Origin of the sequence: Rhodophyticola porphyridii (assembly GCF_003688285.1) — a bacterium.
In the GTDB taxonomy this organism is placed as follows: domain Bacteria; phylum Pseudomonadota; class Alphaproteobacteria; order Rhodobacterales; family Rhodobacteraceae; genus Rhodophyticola; species Rhodophyticola porphyridii.
On record NZ_RCNT01000003.1, the window covers coordinates 263,628 to 286,360 of the forward strand.

Sequence of the window (22,733 nt, forward strand, 5' to 3'; positions counted from 1 at the left end):
CGGACATCCTCCTCGACAGGATGATGTCGCTTCACCCCAAGATCATCGATCTGACGCTCGACCGGATGTGGCGTGTTCTTGAGGCGCTCGATTATCCCGAACGGCACCTGCCGCCCGTGATCCATATCGCAGGAACAAATGGCAAGGGCTCCACGCTGGCCATGATCCGCGCGGGGCTGGAAGCTGCGGGCCATGTCACCCACGCCTATACCTCGCCTCATCTGGCCCGGTTTCACGAACGTATCCGCGTGGCCGGCAAGCTGATCGACGAGCAAAGCCTGTCGCGCCTTCTTGATACATGTCTGAAAGCCAATGGCCCCGAGCCGATCACCTATTTCGAGATCACGACCGCGGCCGCGCTTCTGGCATTCCGGCAGACGCCTGCGGATTACACCCTGCTTGAGGTTGGCCTGGGCGGGCGGCTCGATGCCACCAATGTGGTCGTCCGGCCCAGCCTGACCGTGATCACGCCGGTCGATCTGGACCACCAGCATTTTCTGGGCGACACCTTCGCCAAGATCGCAGCGGAAAAGGCGGGCATCCTGAAGCGGGGCGTTCCTTGCGTGGTCGGCCCGCAACATGACGAAGCGCTCGACGTGATCGAGGCGCAGGCCGCCAAGCTGGGCGCGCCGCTTCTGGCTTATGGGCAGCATTGGCATGTCTGGGAAGAACGCGGGCGCATGGTCTATCAGGACGAAACGGGTCTTCTCGATCTGCCGCTGCCCAATCTGATCGGGGCCCATCAGGTGCGGAATGCGGGGGCGGCCCTGGCGGCGCTCCGCCATTTGGGCCTTGGTGAAGAGGCGTTCGAGGCTTCGGTCACCTCCGCCGAATGGCCCGCGCGGATGCAGCGTCTGCGGCAGGGGCCGCTCGTCGATATGGCTCCGGATGCGGAATTGTGGCTTGACGGCGGTCACAACCCGCACGCTGCCCGCGCCATCGCGGCGGCTCTGACCACATTGCCCGACCGGCCAACCCACCTCATCTGCGGGATGATGAACACCAAGGATGTGGCCGGGTTCATGGCGCCGCTGGCAGGCCATGCCGCAAGCCTGCATGGCGTCACCATCACAGGGCAATCGGCAACCCTGCCCGCGGCGGAGACCGTTGCCGCCGCAAAATCCGTCGGTATCCCGGCGCAGTCCGCCTCCGATGTAACCGGCGCACTTGCGGAGATCATCGCACGGGACCCTCATGCCCGAGTGCTGATCTGCGGGTCGCTCTATCTTGCAGGGATCGTCCTTCAGGAAAACGGATAAAGCGCCGCGCAGCCCGCCGGCAGATGTGGGGAAACCGAGGCTCCTAAGCTCCCCAATCCGCGCCCTGCATCTCGCGCAACCGGCTGGCCGTGCGTTCGAACTCGAAACTTCCGGATCCCTCCAGATAGAGGTTCTCCGGCTCAGCATCGGCCGAGATGATCACCCGGACGTGGCCTTCGTAGAGGGCATCGACAAGCGTGACGAACCGCTTCGCTTCGTTGAACTTGGAGCTGTCAAGCTGCGGTACGTTCTCCAGCACCAGCAGTTTGATGGCACCCACCAGGGCCAGATAATCCGCCGGACCCAATGGCTTGCCGCACAGGTCCCAGAATCCCGCCCGTGCCATCCCCGCCCAGTACATCGGCAGATGCACCTCCCGTCCCTTGACCTCAAGAACCAGATCTTCGTGCTTTCCGTGGGTCAGATCCTGCCACAGCGCGTCGATCGAACGTCGTGCGGCAGCGTTGGCGGGGGTGAAGTAGGTCTGCTCACCGGCCAGCCGATCCTGCCGGTAATCCGTCATCGCGGCCAGTTCATCGACTTCCAGCTTTTCCTCCAGTAGGGCGATGAACGGCAGGAACAGTTTCCGGTTGAGACCGTCCTTGTAAAGATCGGACGGGTGCCGGTTCGAGGTCGTCACCACCATCACGCCCGCTTCGAAAAGCTTCTCGAACAACCGGCCGACAATCATCGCATCCGCGATATCGGTGATCTGCATCTCGTCGAAACACAGCAGACGCAGGTCCTTCGAAATCGCGCTGGCCACCGGTTTTATGGCATCGTCCACCTCGGTCTTTCGGGCCTCGTGCAGCGCATTCTGAATCTCCTGCATGAAGGCATGAAAATGTACTCTGCGTTTTTCGGCGATACCCACATGGGCGAAAAAGAGATCCATCAGCATTGATTTGCCGCGCCCGACGCCGCCCCAGAGATAAAGGCCCGAAGGCCCGTCTTCGGCGGGTTTGCGGAACCGGGAAAACAGGGAAGCCTTGCGCGGGGCCTCAAGACGTTCGCGCAGGCGCTCCAACCGCAGCAGCACGGCCCGCTGTTCGGGATCCGGGCGAAGCAGCCCTTCGCTGACGCGTGTGTCGTAGATGGCCGTAAGATGCTGCCCCATGATCCTATGCCTAGCCCGAAGCCACGCGGGAGTGCCAGCAAAAACAAGGCGATGGACGTTCCGTCAAAAATTCTGAGCCGACCCATAAGGACAACTGATTTGACCTGAGTCCGGCAAGTCGCGATGCTTTCACCACCCTTGTACGGAGCGGTCACCTTGGACAGTCGCGCGCCCCTTTTCACACCGGTTCTGATCGGCGGCTGCATCATCATCATGATCTGCTTCGCGATCCGGGCGAGCTTTGGCGTTTTCCAGATCCCCATCGCCGAGGAGTTCGGCTGGCTGCGCGCGGAGTTCTCGCTTGCGATCGCAATTCAGAACCTCGCATGGGGCATCGGACAGCCGCTTTTCGGCGCGATTGCCGAGCGGTTCGGTGATCGCAGGGCGATTGTCCTCGGGGCGCTTCTCTACGCCACGGGTCTCGTGTTTTCGGCCTATGCGATCACGCCCGGGCAACATCAGCTTCTCGAGATCCTCGTGGGCTTCGGCATTGCGGGCACCGGCTTCGGGGTGATCCTCGCCCTCGTCGGTCGGTCGGCGTCGGACAAGAACCGCTCCGTCGCGCTTGGAATCGTCACCGCTGCGGGATCGGCGGGTCAGGTTGTCGGGCCTCCGCTCGCGGAAGGGTTGATGGGCTTCATCCCCTGGCAGGGTGTCTTTCTGGTGTTCGCCGGCATGATCCTGGCTTCCCTGCTCGCCCTGCCCATGCTGCGCGCTCCCAAACCGGGAGGGAAGGCGGAGCTGGAGGAAAGCATGGGCGAGATCCTCGGCAAGGCCTTCCGCGATCCGTCTTTCACGCTGATCTTTGTCGGGTTCTTCTCCTGCGGCTATCAACTGGGCTTCGTGACCGCGCATTTTCCGGCCTTCGTGACCGAGTTATGCGGACCGATCGCCCCCGGCTCGATGCTCCACGATATCGGCATCACAACCACCTCCGCGCTTGGAGCCGTGGCAATTTCGCTGATCGGCGTGGCAAATATCGCAGGCACGATCTGTGCCGGATATCTGGGAAACCGCTTTCCGAAAAAATACCTTCTGGCAGGGATCTACGTGGGCCGCACAGTGGCCGCCGGGGTATTCATACTGCTTCCGATCACACCGATCAGCGTGATCGTCTTTTCGGTCGTCATGGGGTCTCTGTGGCTCGCAACCGTACCGCTGACCTCGGGTCTGGTGGGGTATATCTATGGCCTGCGCTACATGGGCACACTCTATGGCATCGTGTTCTTCAGCCATCAGTTGGGCAGTTTTCTGGGTGTCTGGCTGGGGGGCTGGCTTTACGATATCTATGGCGATTACACCGCCGTCTGGTGGGTCGGTGTCGCCGTGGGCGCATTGTCGGCGGTGGTCCATCTCCCTGTGAAAGAGATACCGCTGCGAAACCGGGCGCCCGCAGCAGCCGCGGCCTAGAGACTCTGTTCAACCGCTTCGGCAATCTGGGCCGCATCGCTATAGACCAGACGGTGATCGGCCCCGTCGATCTTCACCTGTTGGGCCGTGGGGTTCAGGCGCGACAGCTCCCCAAGCGACCAGATCGGGATCACCTGATCTTCGCTGCCCCAGATGGCCAGCAGGGGAACACCCGATTGCGCGACAAGCCGATGATCTTCCGCCATATCCTCGGACAGGATGTTGCGCGTGGCGGAAAGGATGGCAGCCATGGTGCCCTCGACCCGCAAATCCTCTTGCATGCGGGTTGCCATCTGCGTGGCAAGGTCGCCGGTGCGGGATGTGCGCGCCAACTCCCAGTTCATCAGGACCGGCCCGGCAACCCCGTGCAGCCAGTCACCAAACAGCGGAAGGCGCGCGGTGAGGTCGGCAAACCATCCCAGTTCCACCCGTAATCCCGCCGCCGCAACCAGTATCAGCTGGCTGACCTGATCGGGTGCTTCCACCACGCGTGCCGTGGCGATGGTTCCGCCCATGGAATAGCCGCACAGGGTCACGGCCCCGTCAATTTTCTGGGACGCGAGCAGATCGCGCAACTGCCGCATGAAGAACTCGCGTGTTTGCGGGCCGGTCACACGGTCTGAGAGGCCACGGCCATACAGATCATAGGTCAGGACCCGATAGCCCTGCGCGGTCAGATGCGGGATCAGTGCATTCCAGACATAGGACGGCGTAGACAGGCCGTGGATACAGACCATTACCCGCCCGTTTTCGGGGCCATGCCACGCGAAATGGGTCTTTCCATCGGAAAGCTGTACCAGTTGGCCATCCATGTGTGTGCGGGCCGTGGCCAGATCGGTCTGGGTCAGTCGCGCCACGAGCCAGCCTCCCGCGACGCCGAGCACCAGTAGCGCAAGCAGCCAGATCATCCGCTTGCAACCTGCCTGAGGATATAGGCGCTGGTCATCAGGTCCAGATGCGCGCCGCCGCCGTTCTTGAACAACGTGATCTCGTCATCGCTCCGGCGGGTGAATGAGCCCACGCCAAGATCGTAATAGTCCGCAATCACATCGTCCGGTCCGATCACACCACGGGCGATCGGATCCTTCAGTTCACCAATATGGGCAATGGTGGTTTCGCGACTGTCGACAAAGATGCGGGCACGTTTCAGCGTCGTGTCATCGGCTTCGCGCATATCCGGGCGGTAGGCACCGATCAGGTCGATATGCTGGCCGGGCCGAAGCCAGTTGCCCATGATCACCGGATCGGACGCCATGGTGGCGGAGGTCACGATATCGGCCTGTCCCACCGCTTCGGACAGATCCTCCATGGGTGTGGTTCCCGGACAGTCTTCGGCAAATCGCGCGGCCCCGTCAGGGTTGCGGTTCCAGACGGCGAACTGCGCATCCGGGAAATAGGCCCGATACGCCGACCAGAGGCTCCGCCCCACTGTTCCCGCGCCCACGATCAGGATCGTGCGGCTGTCCGGCCGGGCAAGTTTGCTGGCCGCAAAGGCGCTGTCACCCGCTGTCTTCCACTTGGTCACGAGATGGAAATCGAGGATCGCATCCAGCCCGCCATGGCTGTCGTTGAAAAGCGATACGCTCCCCCCGACGGTGGCCCGGTCCTGCGCCGGGTTGCCCGGGAAAATCGTGGCCGTTTTCACAAGCAGACCCAGCCCGTCGATCCATGCCGCGCGGGACAGCATCGTGTCGTCGCCGCGATACAGGAAACTATCGGTGATCTCGGCCTTCGGCAGGCGGTGTCCAGCCTCGATCGCATCGCCGAGGCCACGCCATGTGAGGACCTTTTCGGCCGCACCACCGATGAATTCCGGGCTCATGCTGCGGCCTCTTCCGGGCTCAGAAGATCATGGGTCACAAGCGCGTCGGCCCAACCCGCCGGCCCCTCGAACAGGTGCACGTTCCAGCCGCGGGCGCTGGCGGCCGAGACATTGGCGGCCCGGTCATCGGCGAAAAGCAGGTTTTGGGGTGTGACACCGGATTGCTCCTCCACCAGCTCATAGATCCGCGGATCGGGCTTGGTCACCCGCATCCGGCCCGACACATATTCCTGATCGAACTCGTTGAGGAAATCGAACTGGGTTTGCGCGTAGGCGTAGCTTTCAACACCAAAATTCGTCAGTGCGAACACCGGCACGCCCCTCGCGCGGAGCGCCCTGAGCAGTTTGACCGAATGGGGGATCACTGGTTGCGCTAGCTCGATCCAGCGGTCATGCCACATGCGGATCTCAGCCGCGAAGTCCGGGTACCGGGCCGCGGTCTCGTAGATGACCTCCTGAAACCCGTGGCCGAGATCGACGCGCTCGTTCATCGCGTGCAGGTCCACCGCGTCGAACAGGGCACGGCGGCGCGCCTCTCCGATCTCGCGGTCATAGAAGCGTTCGGGTTGCCATTCGATCAGCACGTTGCCGATGTCGAAGATCACCGCATCGATGGTCATGCGGCAACCCCGTACATGGCATCGGCATGGAACGCGACATGATCCTCCATAAAACTGGAAACGAAGAAATAACTATGGTCATAGCCCGGCTGCATGCGCAGCGTCGCGGGCTGGCGACGGGTGGCGATGGCCGCGGCGAGCGCCTCGGTCTTCAGAAGATCGCCGAACTGATCCGCCGTGCCGGTGTCAATCAGGACCGGCCCCGGAAAGCCCTGCTCCCGCATCAGGAATGTCGCGTCATGCGGCTCCCAGAGCGCGGTGTTTTCGCCCAGATACGCAGCAAACTGTTTTTGGCCCCAATCGCTTTCCATCGGGTTGCAGATCGGCGCGAATGCCGAGACGGAGGCAAAACGGTCCGGAAAGCTCATCGCGATGGTCAACGCCCCATGCCCGCCCATGGAATGGCCGGTGATGCCCTGCCGCGCCTCGTCCAGTGCGAAGCGTTTGAAGAGCGCGCGGGGCAGTTCGTCGGTGATGTAATCCCACATCTGGAAATGCTCGGCCCAGGGGTCTTGCGTCGCATTCACATAAAACCCGGCACCCTGACCAAGATCAAACGCGTCATCATCCGCCACACCCGTGCCGCGGGGAGAGGTGTCGGGAAAAACGAGGGCTATGCCATGATCTGCCGCCCAGGCCTGCGCGCCCGCCTTCATCATGGCGTTTTCATGGGTGCAGGTCAGACCGGACAGGTACCAGAGCACGGGCACCGGGCCATCCTTGGCTTCGACCGGCTGGAACAGGCCGAAGGTCATTTCGGTGCCCGTCGCTTTCGATGCATGGGTGTAAACGCCCTGCGTTCCCCCGAAACACCGGTTTTCCGAGACGGTATCCATTACGATGCTCCCCCTGCTATGGCCCGGGCCCAGGCGTAACGCGGCCCGGCCAACGCGTCCAGCCCGGCGCTCATCCGGGCGCGATACCGGCCAGTCCTGCGACCCAGGCGATCACGACCGAAACCGTGACGATGCTGATCGCCGTGGATATCAGGATCGACGCCGAGACGCGATGCGGCGCGACCCCGTAATGCTGTGCCAGAATGTAGACATTGCCTGCCACTGGCAGCGATGCCGCGGCAATCATCACCGCGGCGTCAAAGACCGGCACCGGGAACAGAACCAGCGCCGCCAAGGCCACGGCCGCCGGATGCAGGACAAGCTTGCAGAAGGTCAGCCAGCCCGCGACGGTCATCCGTTCGGCGGACTTGCCGGCCAGCGATGCGCCGATGGCAAAGAGCGCCCCGGGTGTGGCTGCCGCGCCCAGTATCGCCAGAAACTCGTTGACGGGACCGGGCACCGCCCAGCCGGTCGACGACCACAGCAGACCAAGCGTGATCGACACGATCATGGGATTTTTCACAAGGCCAAGGCCGACAGTTTTCAAGACTCCGAGTGACATCCGGCCATCGCGGCTACCGGTGATGAGGATGACGATCAGGCTGGAGAAAACCACAAGATCCAGCGCGAGGACCATCAGAACCGGGCCCGCCGCCGCCGGGCCCAGCAACACCACCAGCATAGGCACACCCAGAAATCCCGTGTTGCCGATGACCGCGCATTGCGCCTCGACGGCGGCTTCTTCGATGCCGCGACGGCGGAACAGGGCAACCGCCGTGGCAATGAGGTAGACGGTGAAACAGCCCCAGAGATAGGCCGCGACGAACCACCAGTTGAAGATCTCGGCCAGAGACAGGTTCGCCGCAAAGCGGAACAGCATCGCCGACAGGGCGAAGTAGAAAACGAATTTGGTGAGATAGGCTGTCGCCTCGGGGGTGAAAAACCCGCTGCGCCCGGCCTGGAACCCCAATCCGATCAACGCGAAGAATGGCAGGGTCTTCAGAAAAATCTCGACCATATCAGCGGGCTAGTCGATTGCCGTTGACCTGTCCAGCATGGCCTGCCGCAACGGCGCTTTCGAAGGTCGACGTGATCTCTTGAAACTACAGACTGAACTGTTTAGTTTTAGAGGCATCGGTGAAGCGGGCCATCATCCCCCAGACAGTCGACAGGCTCTGTTCCGCCGTTCAGAGAGGGTTTTGGACGAATGTCCCATATGTCGAAAACCCCGCCCGGCCCGAAAAAGCCGGGAGACTTTGACTGACCATTCTCCCTGTCGGTCAAGGGCGGGGGTGCCGGTTCGGCGCCTCCGCCCTTCGTTTTAAGGTGATCCCGGCGATGGCCCCCTTGATTGAACTAAACAGAACAGTCTACACTTCCCCCCGGTGGACGGAGCAAACATGAACGCAGAACCCCAGATCAAGAAGGGTCGCAAATACGATCAGGTCATCAGCGGTGCGCGCGAAGTCTTCATGCGTGAAGGTTTTGAAGGAGCCAGCGTCGATGTGATCGCACGCGATGCCGGAGTATCCAAGGCAACTCTCTACAGCTACTTCCCTGACAAGCAACAGCTTTTCCTGGCTGTCCTGCAGATGGAATGCGACTTCCAGAAGAAGGCCTCGATGGATATCGAGATCCAGCAACGGTCGGTTCCGGACGCGCTTCATCATATCGCGTCCTCGATGCTGGAGTTCTTTCTGTCGGATGCCGGTTTGTCGATCTTCCGTGTCTGCGTGGGCGAAGCACAGAGATTTCCCGAACTGGGTCGGGCGTTCTACGAAACCGGCCCCTGTACAGCGATGGCGCAGATGGCGGCCTTCATGGAAAGCCCCAAGGCGCGCGAAGTGCTGGATATCGAAGATGCCGCCCAGGCCGCGGATACCTTCATGCAGCTTTGCCGAACCGATCTGATGCTGCAACGCCTGATGGGCGTCGCTCCAGTGCCGACGCCCGAGCAGATCGACAAGGTCGCCGGCGAGGCCGTGAAGACCTTCATGGCGCGCTACGCCCGGCGTTGATCAGTCCAGCCTCCGCACCAGCATCTGGTTGCCGTTACCGCGCTTGACCTCCAGCATTTTCAGGCTTTCGACCAGATCGCTGAGCTTTCTCTTGCCATAGGTCCGCGTGTCGAAATCGGGGTTGGCCGCGGTGATGAACTGGCCGATCTGGCCAAGCGAATACCAGTCGTCCTCCTGATCGATACTTTCCATCGCGCGCAGGATCAGATCGCGCGCATCGGTTACCGATTTGTCCTTCGGGCGGTCGGCGCTCTGCGTCGCGGCCCGGTCCGGCTCTCCCAGAAGGTTCTCGACGAAAATGAACCGCTTGCAGGCCTTCCGGAACGCGTCCGGCGTTTTCCGCTGGCCGATGCCATAGACATCAAGGCCCTGTTCGCGAACGCGGCTGGCCAGACGGGTGAAATCACTGTCGGAACTTACCAGCACGAATCCGTCGAAACGGCCCGAATGCATCAGATCCATCGCGTCGATCACCAGCGCAATGTCGCTGGCGTTCTTGCCGACCGTATTTGCCGGCTGGTGATGCGGCACGATTCCGAACTCGGCCTGAACACCGGACCAGCCTTTCATATGGGACGAACTGAAATCGCCATAGATACGCCGAACGCTGGCCTCTCCGAAACCGGCGATCTCATCGAAAATCGCCTTGGCGTGCTTGTAGGATGTATTGTCGGCGTCGATCAGTACGGCAAGAAGGGGCGTGTCATTGGGCAAGCGGGAATACCTCTGGTGGCAGGGTTGAGCAGGTTTGCCGACCAGCCCAAAGCGCGCGAAGGGCTTCGGCCTGGATGGCGTTGAGATCGGGAATGTAGATCGTGCCGCTGGAGACCGGCGCGTCGATGATGCTTTCCAGAACGCCCATCCCGCAAATCGAGACAGTCATTTCAAAGCCGGTCCCGACTTCGGTCCAAATGGCATATTCGGCTGCGGCCTCGGGCTCAAGACGGAGGAAGACATCGGTGATCTCTCCGCTGTCGGAAATCTCGATATCGGCAACATCCCCGGGCATGATCGCCGTGAGCCGGCCGATCAGCGCATAGATGATCATCGGCTCCGGCGCAGGCGTCATCAGCAGGTCAAGCGCCCTGTCCGATACCGCGCTCTGCGCATGGGCGAAACCGGCAAGCACGCTCAAAGCGGACGCAAGAATGATCGGGCGATGCGACATTGGCGGACCCTAAACCAACGACCGGAACATCACCAGCGCGTCCACATACCCTTCCCGCGGATGCCGAAACGCGTCGGGCAGGCGACCGACGGTTCGAAACCCGGCACGTTCCCAGATCGCGATGGCCCGGGTGTTCGTGGCGATCACGAAGTTGTACTGCATCGCGCGGTAGCCAAGACGCCTTGCCTCTTCCAGGGAATGGGCCAGCATCGCCCGGGCCACGCCCTTGCCGCGTGCCTCGGGCGCGGTGATGTAGCCGCAGTTACAGACATGCGCGCCACCGCCGCCCTGATTGGGACGGATGAAATACGTGCCAAGCAGGTCCGTCCGATCCTCCGCAAGGAACACCGTTTTCTCGGGTGCGGTCCAGTAGGAGATAGCCTCTGACCGGGAGATTTCGGGGTCGACCGTATAGGTGTCTCCGGCGCGGAATGTGGGTTCGAGGATCGACCAGAGCCTGTCGGCGTCATCCGGGCCCCACGATCGGATGGTCAGGCCGTGGGGGGCGGCATGGGTCATGACCTACACCAGGTCAGCCAGCACAGCGAAAAGCGCGCGTTCTTCGGCATGAAAATCATCCTCCTCCCCGTCCTCCTCGGGCATCCCGTTCAGCATGTAGGTGAAGGACAGATTCACCGCCGCATCATGCCAGACGCCACCTACAAAGCCATAGGCCGAAGCGAAATGGCCAACAAGCGGGCGCGGATACCCCGGCGGATGGTCAAGAAACTGGAGACCCGCACCGTAATCCTGAAACACGTCGGGCGATCCTTCGGTCGGGCCGTCGGTGCGGCGCCAAAGGCGGATCTGGTCAAACCCCGGGATCAGGTCTGCAAGCCGCAGACACTGGCAAAGTGACGTGCGCAATCCGCCTTGCGGGCCGAAGGCGCCTGCGTGGCGGATCGTGCTGCGCGGCACTTCCAGCCCGGTTGGCGCGCTGACCCCGTGCGGCGCGATCACGGCATCGATCCGTGGCTCAAGACCGCTTTCGGTTCGCCGATAGCACGGCATCGCATTCCGGCGCGCCCCGATGCCCGACCAATTGAAGCCACCCTCGATCCCCGCCGACTGCATCCACGCCCTGGCCGCATCGCCGAAATCCGCGCCGACCGCCGCCTCGGCCAGCAGGATATAGCCAAGGTTCGAATAGGCGAACGCGCTCCCGGGGGCCGCGCCCCAAGCCGCGTGGCCCTCCATCCACTCCGCCAACGGCATATCGGGCGGGATCAGATAACCGCCCGCATCGCTCAGGCCCCCGCTATGAGACAGAACCTGCCCGACGGTGACCGGCAGGTCGGGATGCTCGGGGTGGCGCAGGCGCCAGCCGAGATACGCGCTGATATCCGCATCGAACCGCGGCCCGAGACAGCTCAGCAGAACCTGCGCCGTCACGATCTTGGAAATCGACGCGACCCGAAGAAAAGCGTGTTCGTCCCAGGGGCCCAGTCCGGGCGCACTGGCCGTGAATATCTCCGGCGGGCGGTTGCCCTGACGAAGACCGACACCGGCAAACGCGAACCGTTGCCCGAAATCGGCGATCAGGTCGGCAAGGATCGGTCTCAATACACCACGACGGACCTGATGCTTTCGCCGGCATGCATCAGGTCGAAGCCTTTGTTGATGTCGTCGAGGCTGAGGATATGCGTGATCATCGGATCGATCTCGATCTTGCCCTCCATATACCAGTCGACGATTTTCGGCACATCCGTCCGCCCCCGCGCGCCGCCGAAGGCCGTGCCGCGCCAGCTGCGCCCGGTGACGAGCTGAAATGGCCGGGTGGAAATCTCGGCCCCTGCGGGCGCGACACCGATGATGATGGATTCGCCCCAGCCCTTATGCGCGGATTCCAGCGCCGCGCGCATCACCTGCACATTCCCGGTTGCATCGAAGGTGTAATCGGCACCGCCGCCGGTCAAGTCGACCAGATGGGCCACCAGATCGCCGGAAACCTCGGACGGGTTCACGAAATCGGTCATGCCGAAATGCTTGGCCATGGGGATCTTGTCGGAATTGATATCGACACCCACGATCTGATCGGCGCCCGCCATCCGCAAGCCCTGGATCACGTTCAGCCCGATACCGCCCAGGCCGAACACGATGGCCCGGCTGCCGATCTCGACCTTCGCGGTGTTGATGACAGCCCCGATGCCGGTGGTCACGCCGCAGCCGATATAGCAGATCTTGTCGAACGGCGCGGCCGGGTTGACCTTGGCGAGCGCGATCTCGGGCAGGACGGTGTGGTTGGAGAAGGTCGAGCAGCCCATGTAATGCAGGATCGGCGTCCCGTCGAGCATGGAGAATCGCGAGGTGCCATCCGGCATCACCCCCTTTCCCTGGGTGGTGCGGATCGACTGGCAAAGATTGGTCTTGGGGTGCAGGCAGTACTCGCATTCCCGGCATTCGGGCGTGTAGAGCGGGATGACATGATCCCCCGGTTTCAGGCTGGTGACACCGGGCCCGACCTCCAGCACCACGCCGGCCCCTTCGTGGCCAAGGATCGCAGGGAAAAGCCCTTCCGGATCTGCGCCGCTCAGTGTGAATTCATCCGTATGACAGATGCCGGTAGCCTTGATCTCCACCAGAACCTCGCCCTCTTTCGGGCCGTCCAGGTTCACTTCCATCACTTCGAGCGGTTTGCCGGCTTCCAGCGCGACTGCGGCACGGGTGCGCATGATAATTCTCCCTCCGGGTCTTGCGTTTCCGGCAGCCTCGACCAATCTCAGGGTCTATGCAATGGAGATAAGCGGATGCGTTTCGCACTTGTGATTGTCCCGTTCATGGCGCTCGCCGCCTGCCAGGAGGAAGGCGTGGGCGACGACCCACAGTCTCTGGGAGCGACGGATGCCTGCGGCGCCTCGGGCTGGCAGGGTCTGATCGGCGAGCATCGAGATGTGCTGGCTGCGATGACATTCCCCGCGCCAATGCGCGTTTATGGGCCGGATGACGCCGTGACGATGGATTACAGCCCCGAACGTCTGAACGTCATACATGATGAAGACGGCATTATTACGCGGGTGGAATGCGGATGACTTGCGCCGCCCGGTGATTCCCCCTATATCCGGTTTAACAGCGGTGTGTCGGCCTCCACCCCCGACGCTCCACCGGAGAAGTGTAACGGGCCGCGTGCCCGTTTTTTTGTGCCTGGATAGAATGTCTGACCTTGTTGCCAAAACATCCATCGACCGCCGGATGGCGGAGATCCTGACCCCAGTCATCGAAGACATGGGGTTCGAAGTGGTGCGCATCCGGCTGATGGGCGGCAAGACCAACACGCTGCAGATCATGGCCGAGCGCCCCGAAGGCGGCATCGAGGTGGACGAATGCGCGCAGATCTCCACCGCCGTCAGCGCGACGCTTGATGTGGAGGATCCGCTGGAGGATGCCTACACGCTGGAGGTTTCAAGTCCGGGCATCGACCGGCCCCTGACCCGGCTGAAGGATTTCGAGACCTTCGAAGGCTATGAGGTCAAGCTTGAGACGACCCAGATGATCGACGGACGCCGCCGGTTCAAGGGTGTGCTCGCCGGTGTCGAGGGCGATGAAGTCCTGATCAATGTGGATGAGGGCACGATCGGATTGCATTTCGACTGGCTGAGCGACGCGAAGCTGGTGCTGACCGACGAGCTGATCACGGAGATGCTTCGCCAGCGCAAGGCGGCGGGCATCATCGATGAAACCGAATTTGACGAGATAGAAACCGAAGAAGCCGGTGAGGCGGAGGACTAGACCCATGGCAATTACATCAGCAAACCAGCTGGAGCTTCTGCAGACCGCCGAGGCCGTGGCGCGTGAAAAGATGATCGACCCGGAACTGGTGGTCGAGGCGATGGAAGAAAGCCTCGCCCGGGCGGCCAAGTCGCGCTATGGCTCCGAGCTGGATATCCGCGTGTCGATCGACCGCAAGACCGGCAAGGCCACTTTCACCCGCGTCCGGACCGTTGTGGACGAGGTCGAGAATCACTTCACCGAACTCACGGTGGAAGAGGCGAAGCCGTTCAAGGAGGACGCCGCCGTCGGGGACGAGCTCATCGACGAAGTTCCCCCCGTTGAAATGGGCCGGATCGCCGCGCAATCGGCCAAGCAGGTGATCCTGCAGAAGGTCCGCGAGGCCGAACGGGACCGCCAGTTCGAGGAATTCCAGGACCGTGCGGGCACCATCATCAACGGTGTCGTCAAGCGCGAGGAATACGGCAATGTCATCGTCGATATCGGGCGTGGAGAGGGCGTGCTGCGCCGGAACGAGAAGATCGGTCGCGAAAGCTATCGCCCGAACGACCGGATCCGGTGCTACATCAAGGACGTGCGTCGGGAAACGCGGGGTCCGCAGATTTTCCTTAGCCGTACCGCGCCGGAATTCATGGCAGAGCTTTTCAAGATGGAAGTGCCCGAGATCTACGATGGCATCATCGAAATCAAGGCCGTTGCCCGCGACCCGGGATCCCGCGCCAAGATCGCAGTGATCTCCTACGACAGCTCGATCGACCCGGTCGGCGCCTGTGTCGGGATGCGCGGCAGCCGCGTTCAGGCCGTCGTCAACGAGTTGCAGGGTGAGAAGATCGACATCATCCCGTGGAACGAAGACGCGCCGACCTTCCTTGTGAACGCCCTGCAGCCGGCGGAGGTGACCAAGGTGGTGCTCGATGAGGAAGCCGAGCGGATCGAGGTCGTGGTGCCCGACGAACAGTTGAGCCTTGCGATCGGACGGCGCGGGCAGAACGTCCGGCTGGCCAGCCAGTTGACCGGGCTGGATATCGACATCCTGACCGAGGAAGAGGAAAGCGCGCGTCGCCAGGCCGAGTTTGCCGAGCGCACGAAAATCTTCATGGACACTCTTGATCTGGACGAGTTCTTTGCCCAGCTTCTGGTGTCCGAAGGCTTCACCTCGCTGGAAGAGGTCGCCTATGTGGAACAGGACGAGCTTTTGGTCATCGACGGTGTCGACGAAGCCACGGCGCAGGAGCTTCAGGCCCGCGCCCGGGATTACCTCGACGAACAGAACAAGCTGGCGCTGGAGAAGGCCAAGGAACTTGGTGTCGAACAGAGCCTCATTGATTTCGAGGGGCTGACACCCCAGATGCTTGTGGCCCTTGGCGAGGACGGCGTGAAGACGCTGGATGATTTCGCTACCTGCGCCGATTGGGAGCTTGCGGGCGGATGGACAACCGTCAACGGCGAACGCGTGAAGGATGACGGCGTTCTGGAAAGCTTCGATGTCAGCCTTGAGGAGGCGCAGAATATGGTGATGACGGCGCGCCTGCAACTGGGCTGGGTGACCATCGAAGAGCTTGAGGCCAAGGCCGCCGCCGATGCGGAAGCCGTGGCCGAGAGCATCGCCGAAGCCGAGGAGGCCGGGGCCTGATCGCAGGCCCCGGAGAGACGCGGAATGACCCGCGGCGGCCGAACCAAGATCCGCGATGAGGCCGAACGGCGCTGCATCGCCACCGGAGAGACGCAGCCGAAGGGTGGTCTGATCCGATTTGTGGTCGGCCCCGAGGGGCAGGTGGTGCCGGATGTTCTGGAACGCCTGCCCGGACGGGGCATCTGGGTCAGCGCCGATCGGGGCGCCTTGGATCTTGCGGTGAAAAAGAACCTGTTTTCGCGCGGTGCGAAGATGCAGGTGACGGTGCCCGCGGACCTGCTCGACCAGACCGAGACCGTTCTGACCCGGCGCCTCACCGATCTGATCGCGCTCAGCCGCAAGGGCGGTTATGCGGTCGCCGGGTTTGAAAAAGTGAAGGGCTGGCTGGCCGAAGGGCGGGCCAAGGTGCTGCTGCAGGCCTCCGACGGGTCGGAACGCGGCAAATCAAAGCTCTGGACGCCTGAAGGGGGCCGGTTTTTCGGCTGTTTGACGGCAACTGAATTGGGTTTGGCATTCGGACGCCAAAGTGTGATACATGGCGCGCTTGCCGCTGGTGGACTCACTGCGCGTGTTGTAGAGGAAGCGGCAAAGCTGCAAGGCCTGCGTAAGGCAAACGGCGGAACCGCCGCCGGGAAGGATACGAAGAACGCATGAGCGATCAAGACGGAAAGAAACCCCTTGGCTTGTCGGGCGGCGCCCGCAGCGGACGTGTGAACCAGAGTTTTTCACGCGGACGCACCAAAAGTGTCGTGGTCGAAACCAAGCGCAAGCGCGTGATGGTTCCCAAGCCGGGCACGGCCGCAGCCGCACAGGCCGAAGGGAATACGCGCCCCAGTGGTGTGTCGGACAGCGAGATGGAGCGCCGTCTGAAGGCCCTGCAGGCCGCCAAGGCCCGCGAGGTCGAGGATGCGCAGCGCCGCGCACAGGAAGAAAAAGACCGCGAAGAAGAGCGTGCGCGCAAGCGTGCCGAGATCGAGGCCAAGGAACGCGAAGAGCGCGAGCGCGAAGAAGCGCTGAAAGCCAAGGCCGAAGAAGATGCCCGCCGGAAGGCGGATGAAGACGCGCGCCGCAACGCGCCCGAGGCTGTCGCCGAAGCCCCTGCCCAACCTGTCGAACCGACCGGGCCGCGCGGCGGCGGAAAACCCTCCTCCGCTCCGGCGCGTCGGGACAATGAACGCGACGACAAGCGCGACCGCGGCGCAGGCAAGGGCGACCGTGACGGTGGCCGCCGCTCCGGCAAGCTGACGCTCAACCAGGCCCTGACCGGGGGAGAAGGCGGCCGCCAGCGCAGCATGGCCGCGATGAAACGCAAGCAGGAACGCCAGCGCCAGAAGGCGATGGGCGGGAATGTCGAGCGGGAAAAGGTCACACGTGACGTACAGGTGCCGGAAACGATCATCGTTTCCGAGCTTGCCAACCGCATGGCGGAGCGGGTTGCCGATGTCGTCAAGGCGTTGATGCAGAACGGATTGATGGTCACCCAGAACCAGCCGATCGATGCCGATACCGCCGAACTGATCGTGGAGGAATTCGGCCACAAGGTGGTGCGGGTTTCCGATTCCGACGTGGAAGATGTGATCGACCAGGTCGAGGACAAGGAAGAGGACCTTCAGCCACGCCCGCCGGTGATCACCATCATGGGCCATGTGGACCACGGCAAGACCTCGCTTCTGGATGCGATCCGGAACGCCAAGGTCGTGGCGGGAGAGGCCGGTGGCATCACCCAGCATATCGGCGCCTATCAGGTGAAGACCGACAGCGGTGCGCTTCTGAGCTTCCTGGATACACCCGGCCACGCCGCGTTTACGTCCATGCGGGCCCGAGGCGCTCAGGTAACGGATATCGTTGTGCTTGTTGTGGCCGCGGATGACGCAGTGATGCCGCAGACCGTGGAGGCCATCAACCACGCCAAGGCGGCCAATGTGCCGATGATCGTGGCGATCAACAAGATCGACAAGTCCGATGCCAACCCCGACAAGGTTCGGACCGATCTGCTTCAGCATGAGGTGGTCGTCGAGAAGATGTCTGGCGATGTGCAGGATGTCGAGGTGTCCGCGATCTCGGGTCAGGGGCTCGATGATCTGTTGGAGGCCATCGCGCTGCAATCAGAGATCCTGGAACTGAAGGCGAACCCCGACCGGGCCGCATCCGGGGCTGTGATCGAGGCGCAGCTTGACGTGGGCCGGGGCCCTGTTGCCACCGTTCTGGTTCAGAATGGTACGCTGAAACAAGGGGATATCTTTGTTGTCGGTGAGCAGTGGGGCAAGGTCCGCGCGCTGATCAATGACAAGGGTGATCGCGTATCCGAGGCCGGGCCGTCGGTGCCTGTCGAGGTCCTGGGTCTGAACGGAACGCCCGAAGCGGGCGACGTTCTGAACGTGGTGGATACCGAGGCGCAGGCCCGCGAGATCGCGGAGTACCGCGAGAATGCGGCCAAGGAAAAACGTGCCGCGGCCGGCGCCGCGACGACGCTGGATCAGCTTCTGGCGAAAGCCAAGGAAGACGAGAACGTGTCGGAGCTGCCGATCCTGGTGAAAGCCGATGTGCAGGGCTCTGCCGAAGCGATCATTCAGGCCATGGAGAAGATCGGCAATGACGAGGTGCGCGTGCGCGTGCTGCATTCCGGCGTGGGCGCGATCACCGAATCCGATGTTGGCCTGGCCGAAGCCTCGGGCGCGCCGGTCATCGGGTTCAACGTGCGCGCCAATGCGCCCGCACGGAACACCGCCAACCAGAAGGGCGTCGAAATCCGCTATTATTCAGTGATTTACGACCTTGTGGACGATGTGAAAGCAGCCGCATCCGGCCTTCTGTCCGCGGAAGTTCGCGAGAACTTCATCGGCTATGCGGAGATCAAGGAGGTCTTCCGCGTCACCGGTGTGGGCAATGTTGCGGGCTGTCTCGTGACCGAAGGTGTGGCCCGCCGCTCCGCCGGGGTGCGCCTGCTGCGCGACAATGTCGTGATCCATGAGGGCACGCTGAAAACCCTGAAACGCTTCAAGGATGAAGTGAAGGAAGTTCAGTCGGGTCAGGAATGCGGCATGGCGTTCGAGAATTATGATGACATTCGCGCAGGCGATGTGATCGAAATCTTCGAGCGGGAAGAGGTTGAACGGTCGCTCGCCTGAGTTTCCCGGTCTCTGATCGACGAAAAGGGCGCCCATCGTGGCGCCCTTTTTCATGTCCTGGGCTATATCAATTGTAGATCAATTTGCCGGCGCGGCGTTCGCCTCTCCTGGGTTCAGGCGCCAGACCGAGAGGTTCAGCGCACCCGCGACGCTGACCCAGAGCAGATACGGCACGAAGAGAAGCCCTGCGATAGTGTCGAGCGTGAAGAAGCTGATCATGGTGCCGGCGACACCGACCCAGAGACCGATCATGATGAAGAAGGCGGTCTTGATCCGGCGAAGGCCGAAGAAGATCGGAGTCCAGAGCGTGTTGAAGGCAATCTGCATTGCCCAGAACGCCATGCCATAGGCATTCCCCTCCAGAACCGCGACGCGGGCAGCGGCAACCGCGGCACAGATGTAAAGCGTGGTCCATGCCAGCGGAAAAAGCCAGTTTGGCGGGGTCCAGACTGGCTTGGCCAGATTGCGATACCAGTCGCCGGGCGAAAACATCGACCCGGTAGCGGCAGCCGCGCAGCAGGCGGCGAGAAATATGGCGAAAAGACCCCAGTCCATGGAAGGGACATAGAGTATCCGCGCGACTATTCCAATGAGCGTTGTAACTGATCCCGCGCTTCGAGCTGCGCAAAGAGGGAAATGACGCTTTCGCCCCACGCGCTGCGGTCCGGCACCCGGCGGGCCGCAGCCTCCACAAGGAAGGCGACTTCGGGAAGCGGCTTGGCGTAGATTACTGCGCTGCCCGGCATGACGCAGGACACGCCGGCATGCAGAACGGACAGGCCGAGCCAGCCCAGTTTCTGCCCGCGCGTGGTGTGGGCGCGCATGGTGATGCTGTCATATCCCTTTCGTTTCAGGGACCTGCCGATACCGGCGTAGATATGGCGCGCGGCGTATATCCCCGGGCGGACCGGAAGCGGGAGGCGCGCGATGCCGGGTTCGGAGCGATAATAAAGGCGGTCCGCCTCCACCAGCAGGCGACGAATGATCTTCGCCAGTCGCGGCGTCATGACAGGGTTCGCAAGAAACGCCTCGGGATCGAGGCGTTCGGCCTCCATCATTTCGGTCGGCAGATAAAGCCGTCCGGCGCGCGCATCTTCGCCCACATCGCGGGCAATATTGGTCAACTGCATCGCGACGCCCAGATCACAGGCCCGCGCCAACGCGTGTTCGTCCCGCACCCCCATGAGCACACACATCATCGCCCCCACTGCGGAGGCGACACGGGCCGAATAGCCGCGCAGATCGCTGATCGTCGCGTAGCGCCGCTCCATCCCGTCCCATGCGAGACCTTCCAGAAGCGCCTCGGGCAACGCGCGGGGCATCTCGAACTGCTCGATCAGCGCGGCGAAGGCGCGGTCGGCCGGAGCGTTCCGGGGCATTCCCGCATAGGCAAGATCGAGCCGGTCGCGGAGCCGCAGGACGGCGGCAGGTTTCTGGCTGTTCAGGTCCACCTCGTCATCGGCCAAACGGCAGAAGGCATAAAGCGCCAGAGCCGGGTCGCGGACATGGGCGGGCAGCAGTTTCGACGCTGCGTGGAAGGAATAGGAGCCTTCGCGGATCGCCTCGCGGCAATGCGCCAGATCGGCGGCATTCATCATTCGGCAGCGACTTTCGTTTCGGTCGCGGACATGGAGCGCGGCGCGTCAGGAACAAGCTGGGACAGGACTTCGGAGGAGGTCACCACGCTTGGAATGCCTGCGCCCGGATGGGTGCCCGCACCGACCAGATAGAGGTTGTCGACCTCCTCGGAGATATTGTGCGGCCGGAACCAGGCGCTTTGGAAGATCCGCGGTTCAAGCGAGAATCCGGCGCCATGGGGGCTCAGATAGCGGGCCTGGAACGTATCGGGCGTGAACACCTCGCTTGCGCTGAGACGGTCGGCGAACCCGGGCAGAAGCTTGTCCTCCAGAACCTGCGCCATGTTCTGACGATAGGATTCGGCCTGTTCGGCCCAGTCGACGGATCCGGCGCCATGCAGATTGGGCACAGGCGACAGCGCATAGAAGGTGTCATCCCCCTCCGGCGCGCAGGACGGATCGGTGACCGACGGCCGGTGGAGATAGATCGACATGTCCTGGGCAAGATGCCGTTTCATGAAGATATCGTGCAGCAGACCCTTGTAGCGCGGGCTGTTCAGGATCGTGTGGTGCCCGACATCGGACCATTTCCCGGCGGTGCCACGGGTGCCGAAATACCAGACGAACAGGCCCATGGACCAGCGGGCGCGGTTGAGCCGCGCGGGCGTCCAGCGGCGCTTCCTGTGATTGCGCAGGAGCCGGTCATAGGTGTGGCCGGGATCGGCGTTGGAGACGACGATCCCCGCCCGCAGGATCTCTCCGTCATGCGTGCGGATACCGGTGGCGCGGCCGTTTTCCACGAGGATTTCATCGATCTCCTCGCCCAGCCGGACGGTGCCGCCCTGGTCCTGGATGACCCGGACCATGGCATCGGCCATCGCCTGAACGCCCCCCATCGCGTAATGGACGCCGAACTCCTTCTCCAGATAGCTGACGAGAATATACATCGACGTCACATGAAGCGGGTCGCCGCCGATGAACAGCGGATGGAAGGACAGGGCCATGCGCAGGCGCGGATCCTTCACCCGCGCGGCGGCATGGGCATAGACGGATTTGTCGGCGCGGTATCGCACGAAGCCGGGGATCTCCCGGATCAGATCCATCAGTCTGTTCATCGGTCTGCGGCCAAGACCTTCGAAGCCGAACTGGTAGCGGCGTTCGCTGTCGATCAGGAACTTCCTGTAGCCCGGCACATCACGTGGGGAAAGGCGCGCCACCTCGGCCAGCATCGCCTCTTCATTCTGGCGCACGGCGAAGCGCGACCCGTCATCCCAGCGGATCTCGTAATAGGGATCCATCGGCCTGAGATCGACATCGGTGTGAAAATCGCGGCCACATTCCGCCCAGAGCTGTTCGAATACCTGCGGCACGGTGACGATGGTGGGTCCCAGATCGAAGCGGTGGCCATTCCGGGTGAGCGACGAGCCGCGCCCGCCGGCCCGGTCAAGCCGGTCGATCAGTGTGACGCGATAGCCCTTGGCCCCCAGCCGCATGGCCGCCGACAGGCCGCCGAGACCCGCGCCGATGACGATGGCGGTTTCGGAATGGGGGTGCGGAGCGTCCTCGGTCATCATGTCACTAGCATAATCTGTCTAGTTGGATTTACAATACGGCATCGGCTGGCCTTCAACGGATGGCCCGACTCTCCTTTCGTCTGATAGGTTTAGCCGAAAGCTGTCAGATAAATCTGACATATTAGAGGATGCAGCCATGCAAGCCGTGACCCTGAGCCTGTACCGCTTCGACAGCCTCGCCACGCGCCTCTGGGCATTCGGGCAAATGGCGACGGCCCGATTCGCGCTGAAGGCCCTGCCCGAGATCGGGTTTTTCAAGCTCTGCGGGTCGGGCACCGGGGAAGGCTTCACGCCGATCCCGAACACGGGCGTCTATGCGATTCTGGCAACCTGGCCCGATGCCGGGACGGCGCGCCGGGTGATGGCCGAAGCGCGGGTGTTCCGCCGCTATGCCTCCGTGTCGAGCGAGAGCTGCACGCTTTATCTCGGCAGCCGGTCGGCGCGCGGAGCGTGGTCTGGGCAGGCGCCATTCGAGACGTCGGATGCGCCAATTGACGGGCCGATCGCGGCACTGACCCGCGCGACGCTGAAACCCTCCATCGCGCTGCGATTCTGGCGGCGGGTACCCGATATCAGCCAGGTGATCGGCGAGGATCCGAATGTTATGTTCAAGATCGGTGTGGGTGAGGTGCCTCTGCTGCATCAGGTGACCTTTTCGATCTGGCCCGACGCCGCGACCATGGCCGCTTTTGCCCGCGCGGACGGCCCCCATGCGCGGGCGATCAGGGCCGTGCGAGAGGAGCGCTGGTTTTCCGAGGAATTGTATGCTCGTTTCAGTGTCGACGACGTGACCGGAACATGGGACGGGCGCGTGCCCCTTCAGACGACCAAAAAGGCCTGACTTT

23 protein-coding genes are annotated in these 22,733 nt (G+C 62.6%); 9 read left to right on the forward strand and 14 right to left on the reverse strand.

Going from position 1 to position 22,733, the window contains the following annotated elements; translation table 11 throughout:
• Positions 1-20: 20 nt before the first annotated feature.
• Positions 21-1,259 carry a bifunctional folylpolyglutamate synthase/dihydrofolate synthase gene (locus D9R08_RS08130; RefSeq protein WP_121897524.1) on the forward strand — a complete coding sequence of 413 codons (1,239 nt, stop codon included), beginning with the start codon at positions 21-23 and terminating at the stop codon, positions 1,257-1,259.
• 43 nt (positions 1,260-1,302) lie between these two features.
• Here D9R08_RS08130 and zapE read toward each other — a convergent pair whose 3' ends face one another.
• Positions 1,303-2,376 carry a cell division protein ZapE gene (gene zapE, locus D9R08_RS08135; protein WP_121897525.1) on the reverse strand — a complete coding sequence of 358 codons (1,074 nt, stop codon included), beginning with the start codon at positions 2,374-2,376 and terminating at the stop codon, positions 1,303-1,305.
• 156 nt (positions 2,377-2,532) lie between these two features.
• On the opposite strand from zapE, the gene D9R08_RS08140 reads away from it, so the two are divergent.
• A complete protein-coding gene (locus D9R08_RS08140) occupies positions 2,533-3,786 on the forward strand; it encodes an MFS transporter (protein WP_121897526.1) in 1,254 nt (417 codons plus the stop codon).
• On the opposite strand, the gene D9R08_RS08145 is transcribed toward D9R08_RS08140, so the two are convergent.
• From D9R08_RS08145 to D9R08_RS08165, 5 genes are all read right to left on the reverse strand, one after another.
• On the reverse strand, positions 3,783-4,694 hold the full coding sequence (locus D9R08_RS08145) for an alpha/beta fold hydrolase (RefSeq protein ID WP_121897527.1): 912 nt from the start codon (positions 4,692-4,694) through the stop codon (positions 3,783-3,785). The two genes, D9R08_RS08140 and D9R08_RS08145, sit on opposite strands and share 4 nt — an antisense overlap.
• A complete protein-coding gene (locus tag D9R08_RS08150; protein WP_121897528.1) occupies positions 4,691-5,608 on the reverse strand; it encodes an ornithine cyclodeaminase family protein in 918 nt (305 codons plus the stop codon). Before D9R08_RS08150 ends, D9R08_RS08145 begins: the two co-directional genes overlap by 4 nt.
• Entirely contained in the window at positions 5,605-6,228 is a 624-nt protein-coding gene (locus D9R08_RS08155) for an HAD family hydrolase (protein ID WP_121897529.1), read from the reverse strand. Before D9R08_RS08155 ends, D9R08_RS08150 begins: the two co-directional genes overlap by 4 nt.
• Positions 6,225-7,064, reverse strand: a complete 840-nt coding sequence (gene fghA, locus D9R08_RS08160) for an S-formylglutathione hydrolase (RefSeq protein WP_121897530.1) — start codon at positions 7,062-7,064, stop codon at positions 6,225-6,227. The genes D9R08_RS08155 and fghA overlap by 4 nt, the downstream gene beginning before the upstream one ends.
• 70 nt (positions 7,065-7,134) lie before the next feature.
• Positions 7,135-8,082 (reverse strand): AEC family transporter, encoded by a 948-nt coding sequence (locus D9R08_RS08165; RefSeq protein ID WP_121897531.1) that lies wholly within the window; start codon positions 8,080-8,082, stop codon positions 7,135-7,137.
• Positions 8,083-8,464: 382 nt separating this feature from the next.
• On the opposite strand from D9R08_RS08165, the gene D9R08_RS08170 reads away from it, so the two are divergent.
• Complete coding sequence (locus D9R08_RS08170) at positions 8,465-9,082, forward strand: TetR/AcrR family transcriptional regulator (protein ID WP_121897532.1); 618 nt, start codon at positions 8,465-8,467, stop codon at positions 9,080-9,082.
• Here D9R08_RS08170 and D9R08_RS08175 read toward each other — a convergent pair whose 3' ends face one another.
• The 5 genes from D9R08_RS08175 to D9R08_RS08195 are packed head-to-tail and all read right to left on the reverse strand — an operon-like array spanning position 9,083 to position 12,922.
• Positions 9,083-9,796, reverse strand: coding sequence for an NYN domain-containing protein (locus D9R08_RS08175; protein ID WP_121897533.1), 714 nt, complete (start codon positions 9,794-9,796; stop codon positions 9,083-9,085). It abuts the gene before it with no gap.
• The gene (locus tag D9R08_RS08180; RefSeq protein ID WP_121897534.1) at positions 9,786-10,250 is read right to left on the reverse strand and encodes a hypothetical protein; all 465 of its coding nucleotides are present in this window, start codon (positions 10,248-10,250) and stop codon (positions 9,786-9,788) included. Before D9R08_RS08180 ends, D9R08_RS08175 begins: the two co-directional genes overlap by 11 nt.
• Positions 10,251-10,259: 9 nt before the next feature.
• A complete protein-coding gene (locus tag D9R08_RS08185; RefSeq protein WP_121897535.1) occupies positions 10,260-10,769 on the reverse strand; it encodes a GNAT family N-acetyltransferase in 510 nt (169 codons plus the stop codon).
• A gap of 3 nt (positions 10,770-10,772) precedes the next feature.
• Entirely contained in the window at positions 10,773-11,813 is a 1,041-nt protein-coding gene (locus D9R08_RS08190) for a serine hydrolase domain-containing protein (protein ID WP_121897536.1), read from the reverse strand.
• The gene (locus D9R08_RS08195; protein ID WP_121897537.1) at positions 11,810-12,922 is read right to left on the reverse strand and encodes an S-(hydroxymethyl)glutathione dehydrogenase/class III alcohol dehydrogenase; all 1,113 of its coding nucleotides are present in this window, start codon (positions 12,920-12,922) and stop codon (positions 11,810-11,812) included. The genes D9R08_RS08190 and D9R08_RS08195 overlap by 4 nt, the downstream gene beginning before the upstream one ends.
• A gap of 75 nt (positions 12,923-12,997) precedes the next feature.
• On the opposite strand from D9R08_RS08195, the gene D9R08_RS08200 reads away from it, so the two are divergent.
• The 5 genes from D9R08_RS08200 (at position 12,998) to infB (ending at position 18,737) form a co-directional block, all read left to right on the forward strand.
• Positions 12,998-13,279 (forward strand): I78 family peptidase inhibitor, encoded by a 282-nt coding sequence (locus D9R08_RS08200; protein WP_121897538.1) that lies wholly within the window; start codon positions 12,998-13,000, stop codon positions 13,277-13,279.
• 121 nt (positions 13,280-13,400) lie between these two features.
• Positions 13,401-13,976 (forward strand): ribosome maturation factor RimP, encoded by a 576-nt coding sequence (gene rimP, locus D9R08_RS08205; protein WP_121897539.1) that lies wholly within the window; start codon positions 13,401-13,403, stop codon positions 13,974-13,976.
• 4 nt (positions 13,977-13,980) lie between these two features.
• Positions 13,981-15,609 (forward strand): transcription termination factor NusA, encoded by a 1,629-nt coding sequence (gene nusA / locus D9R08_RS08210; protein ID WP_121897540.1) that lies wholly within the window; start codon positions 13,981-13,983, stop codon positions 15,607-15,609.
• Positions 15,610-15,633: 24 nt separating this feature from the next.
• Positions 15,634-16,263 carry an RNA-binding protein gene (locus D9R08_RS08215; RefSeq protein WP_121897541.1) on the forward strand — a complete coding sequence of 210 codons (630 nt, stop codon included), beginning with the start codon at positions 15,634-15,636 and terminating at the stop codon, positions 16,261-16,263.
• Positions 16,260-18,737 carry a translation initiation factor IF-2 gene (gene infB, locus D9R08_RS08220; protein ID WP_121897542.1) on the forward strand — a complete coding sequence of 826 codons (2,478 nt, stop codon included), beginning with the start codon at positions 16,260-16,262 and terminating at the stop codon, positions 18,735-18,737. The genes D9R08_RS08215 and infB overlap by 4 nt, the downstream gene beginning before the upstream one ends.
• A 78-nt stretch (positions 18,738-18,815) precedes the next feature.
• Here the strand turns inward: infB and tspO are convergent, their stop codons facing one another.
• Genes tspO through D9R08_RS08235 form a run of 3 tightly spaced genes read right to left on the reverse strand, consistent with a single transcriptional unit; the run spans position 18,816 to position 21,885 of the window.
• A complete protein-coding gene (gene tspO, locus D9R08_RS08225; RefSeq protein ID WP_121897543.1) occupies positions 18,816-19,292 on the reverse strand; it encodes a tryptophan-rich sensory protein TspO in 477 nt (158 codons plus the stop codon).
• Between the two features lie 26 nt (positions 19,293-19,318).
• Entirely contained in the window at positions 19,319-20,335 is a 1,017-nt protein-coding gene (gene crtB, locus D9R08_RS08230; RefSeq protein ID WP_121897544.1) for a 15-cis-phytoene synthase, read from the reverse strand.
• On the reverse strand, positions 20,332-21,885 hold the full coding sequence (locus tag D9R08_RS08235; RefSeq protein WP_121897693.1) for a phytoene desaturase: 1,554 nt from the start codon (positions 21,883-21,885) through the stop codon (positions 20,332-20,334). Before D9R08_RS08235 ends, crtB begins: the two co-directional genes overlap by 4 nt.
• A 139-nt stretch (positions 21,886-22,024) precedes the next feature.
• Between D9R08_RS08235 and crtA the strand changes: the two genes are divergently transcribed.
• A complete protein-coding gene (gene crtA / locus D9R08_RS08240) occupies positions 22,025-22,729 on the forward strand; it encodes a spheroidene monooxygenase (RefSeq protein ID WP_121897545.1) in 705 nt (234 codons plus the stop codon).
• Positions 22,730-22,733: the final 4 nt, after the last annotated feature.

Bases quoted from the DNA above. Each gene is read 5' to 3' on its own strand.
- D9R08_RS08165 (WP_121897531.1), bottom strand. From the start codon at position 8,082: ATGGTCGAGATTTTTCTGAAGACCCTGCCATTCTTCGCGTTGATCGGA.
- fghA (WP_121897530.1), bottom strand. From the start codon at position 7,064: ATGGATACCGTCTCGGAAAACCGGTGTTTCGGGGGAACGCAGGGCGTT.
- tspO (WP_121897543.1), bottom strand. From the start codon at position 19,292: ATGGACTGGGGTCTTTTCGCCATATTTCTCGCCGCCTGCTGCGCGGCT.
- D9R08_RS08170 (WP_121897532.1), top strand. From the start codon at position 8,465: ATGAACGCAGAACCCCAGATCAAGAAGGGTCGCAAATACGATCAGGTC.
- D9R08_RS08200 (WP_121897538.1), top strand. From the start codon at position 12,998: ATGCGTTTCGCACTTGTGATTGTCCCGTTCATGGCGCTCGCCGCCTGC.
- rimP (WP_121897539.1), top strand. From the start codon at position 13,401: ATGTCTGACCTTGTTGCCAAAACATCCATCGACCGCCGGATGGCGGAG.
- D9R08_RS08180 (WP_121897534.1), bottom strand. From the start codon at position 10,250: ATGTCGCATCGCCCGATCATTCTTGCGTCCGCTTTGAGCGTGCTTGCC.
- D9R08_RS08215 (WP_121897541.1), top strand. From the start codon at position 15,634: ATGACCCGCGGCGGCCGAACCAAGATCCGCGATGAGGCCGAACGGCGC.
- crtB (WP_121897544.1), bottom strand. From the start codon at position 20,335: ATGATGAATGCCGCCGATCTGGCGCATTGCCGCGAGGCGATCCGCGAA.
- crtA (WP_121897545.1), top strand. From the start codon at position 22,025: ATGCAAGCCGTGACCCTGAGCCTGTACCGCTTCGACAGCCTCGCCACG.
- D9R08_RS08235 (WP_121897693.1), bottom strand. From the start codon at position 21,885: ATGACCGAGGACGCTCCGCACCCCCATTCCGAAACCGCCATCGTCATC.
- nusA (WP_121897540.1), top strand. From the start codon at position 13,981: ATGGCAATTACATCAGCAAACCAGCTGGAGCTTCTGCAGACCGCCGAG.
- D9R08_RS08185 (WP_121897535.1), bottom strand. From the start codon at position 10,769: ATGACCCATGCCGCCCCCCACGGCCTGACCATCCGATCGTGGGGCCCG.
- D9R08_RS08130 (WP_121897524.1), top strand. From the start codon at position 21: ATGATGTCGCTTCACCCCAAGATCATCGATCTGACGCTCGACCGGATG.
- D9R08_RS08155 (WP_121897529.1), bottom strand. From the start codon at position 6,228: ATGACCATCGATGCGGTGATCTTCGACATCGGCAACGTGCTGATCGAA.
- infB (WP_121897542.1), top strand. From the start codon at position 16,260: ATGAGCGATCAAGACGGAAAGAAACCCCTTGGCTTGTCGGGCGGCGCC.
- D9R08_RS08195 (WP_121897537.1), bottom strand. From the start codon at position 12,922: ATGCGCACCCGTGCCGCAGTCGCGCTGGAAGCCGGCAAACCGCTCGAA.
- D9R08_RS08150 (WP_121897528.1), bottom strand. From the start codon at position 5,608: ATGAGCCCGGAATTCATCGGTGGTGCGGCCGAAAAGGTCCTCACATGG.
- zapE (WP_121897525.1), bottom strand. From the start codon at position 2,376: ATGGGGCAGCATCTTACGGCCATCTACGACACACGCGTCAGCGAAGGG.
- D9R08_RS08145 (WP_121897527.1), bottom strand. From the start codon at position 4,694: ATGATCTGGCTGCTTGCGCTACTGGTGCTCGGCGTCGCGGGAGGCTGG.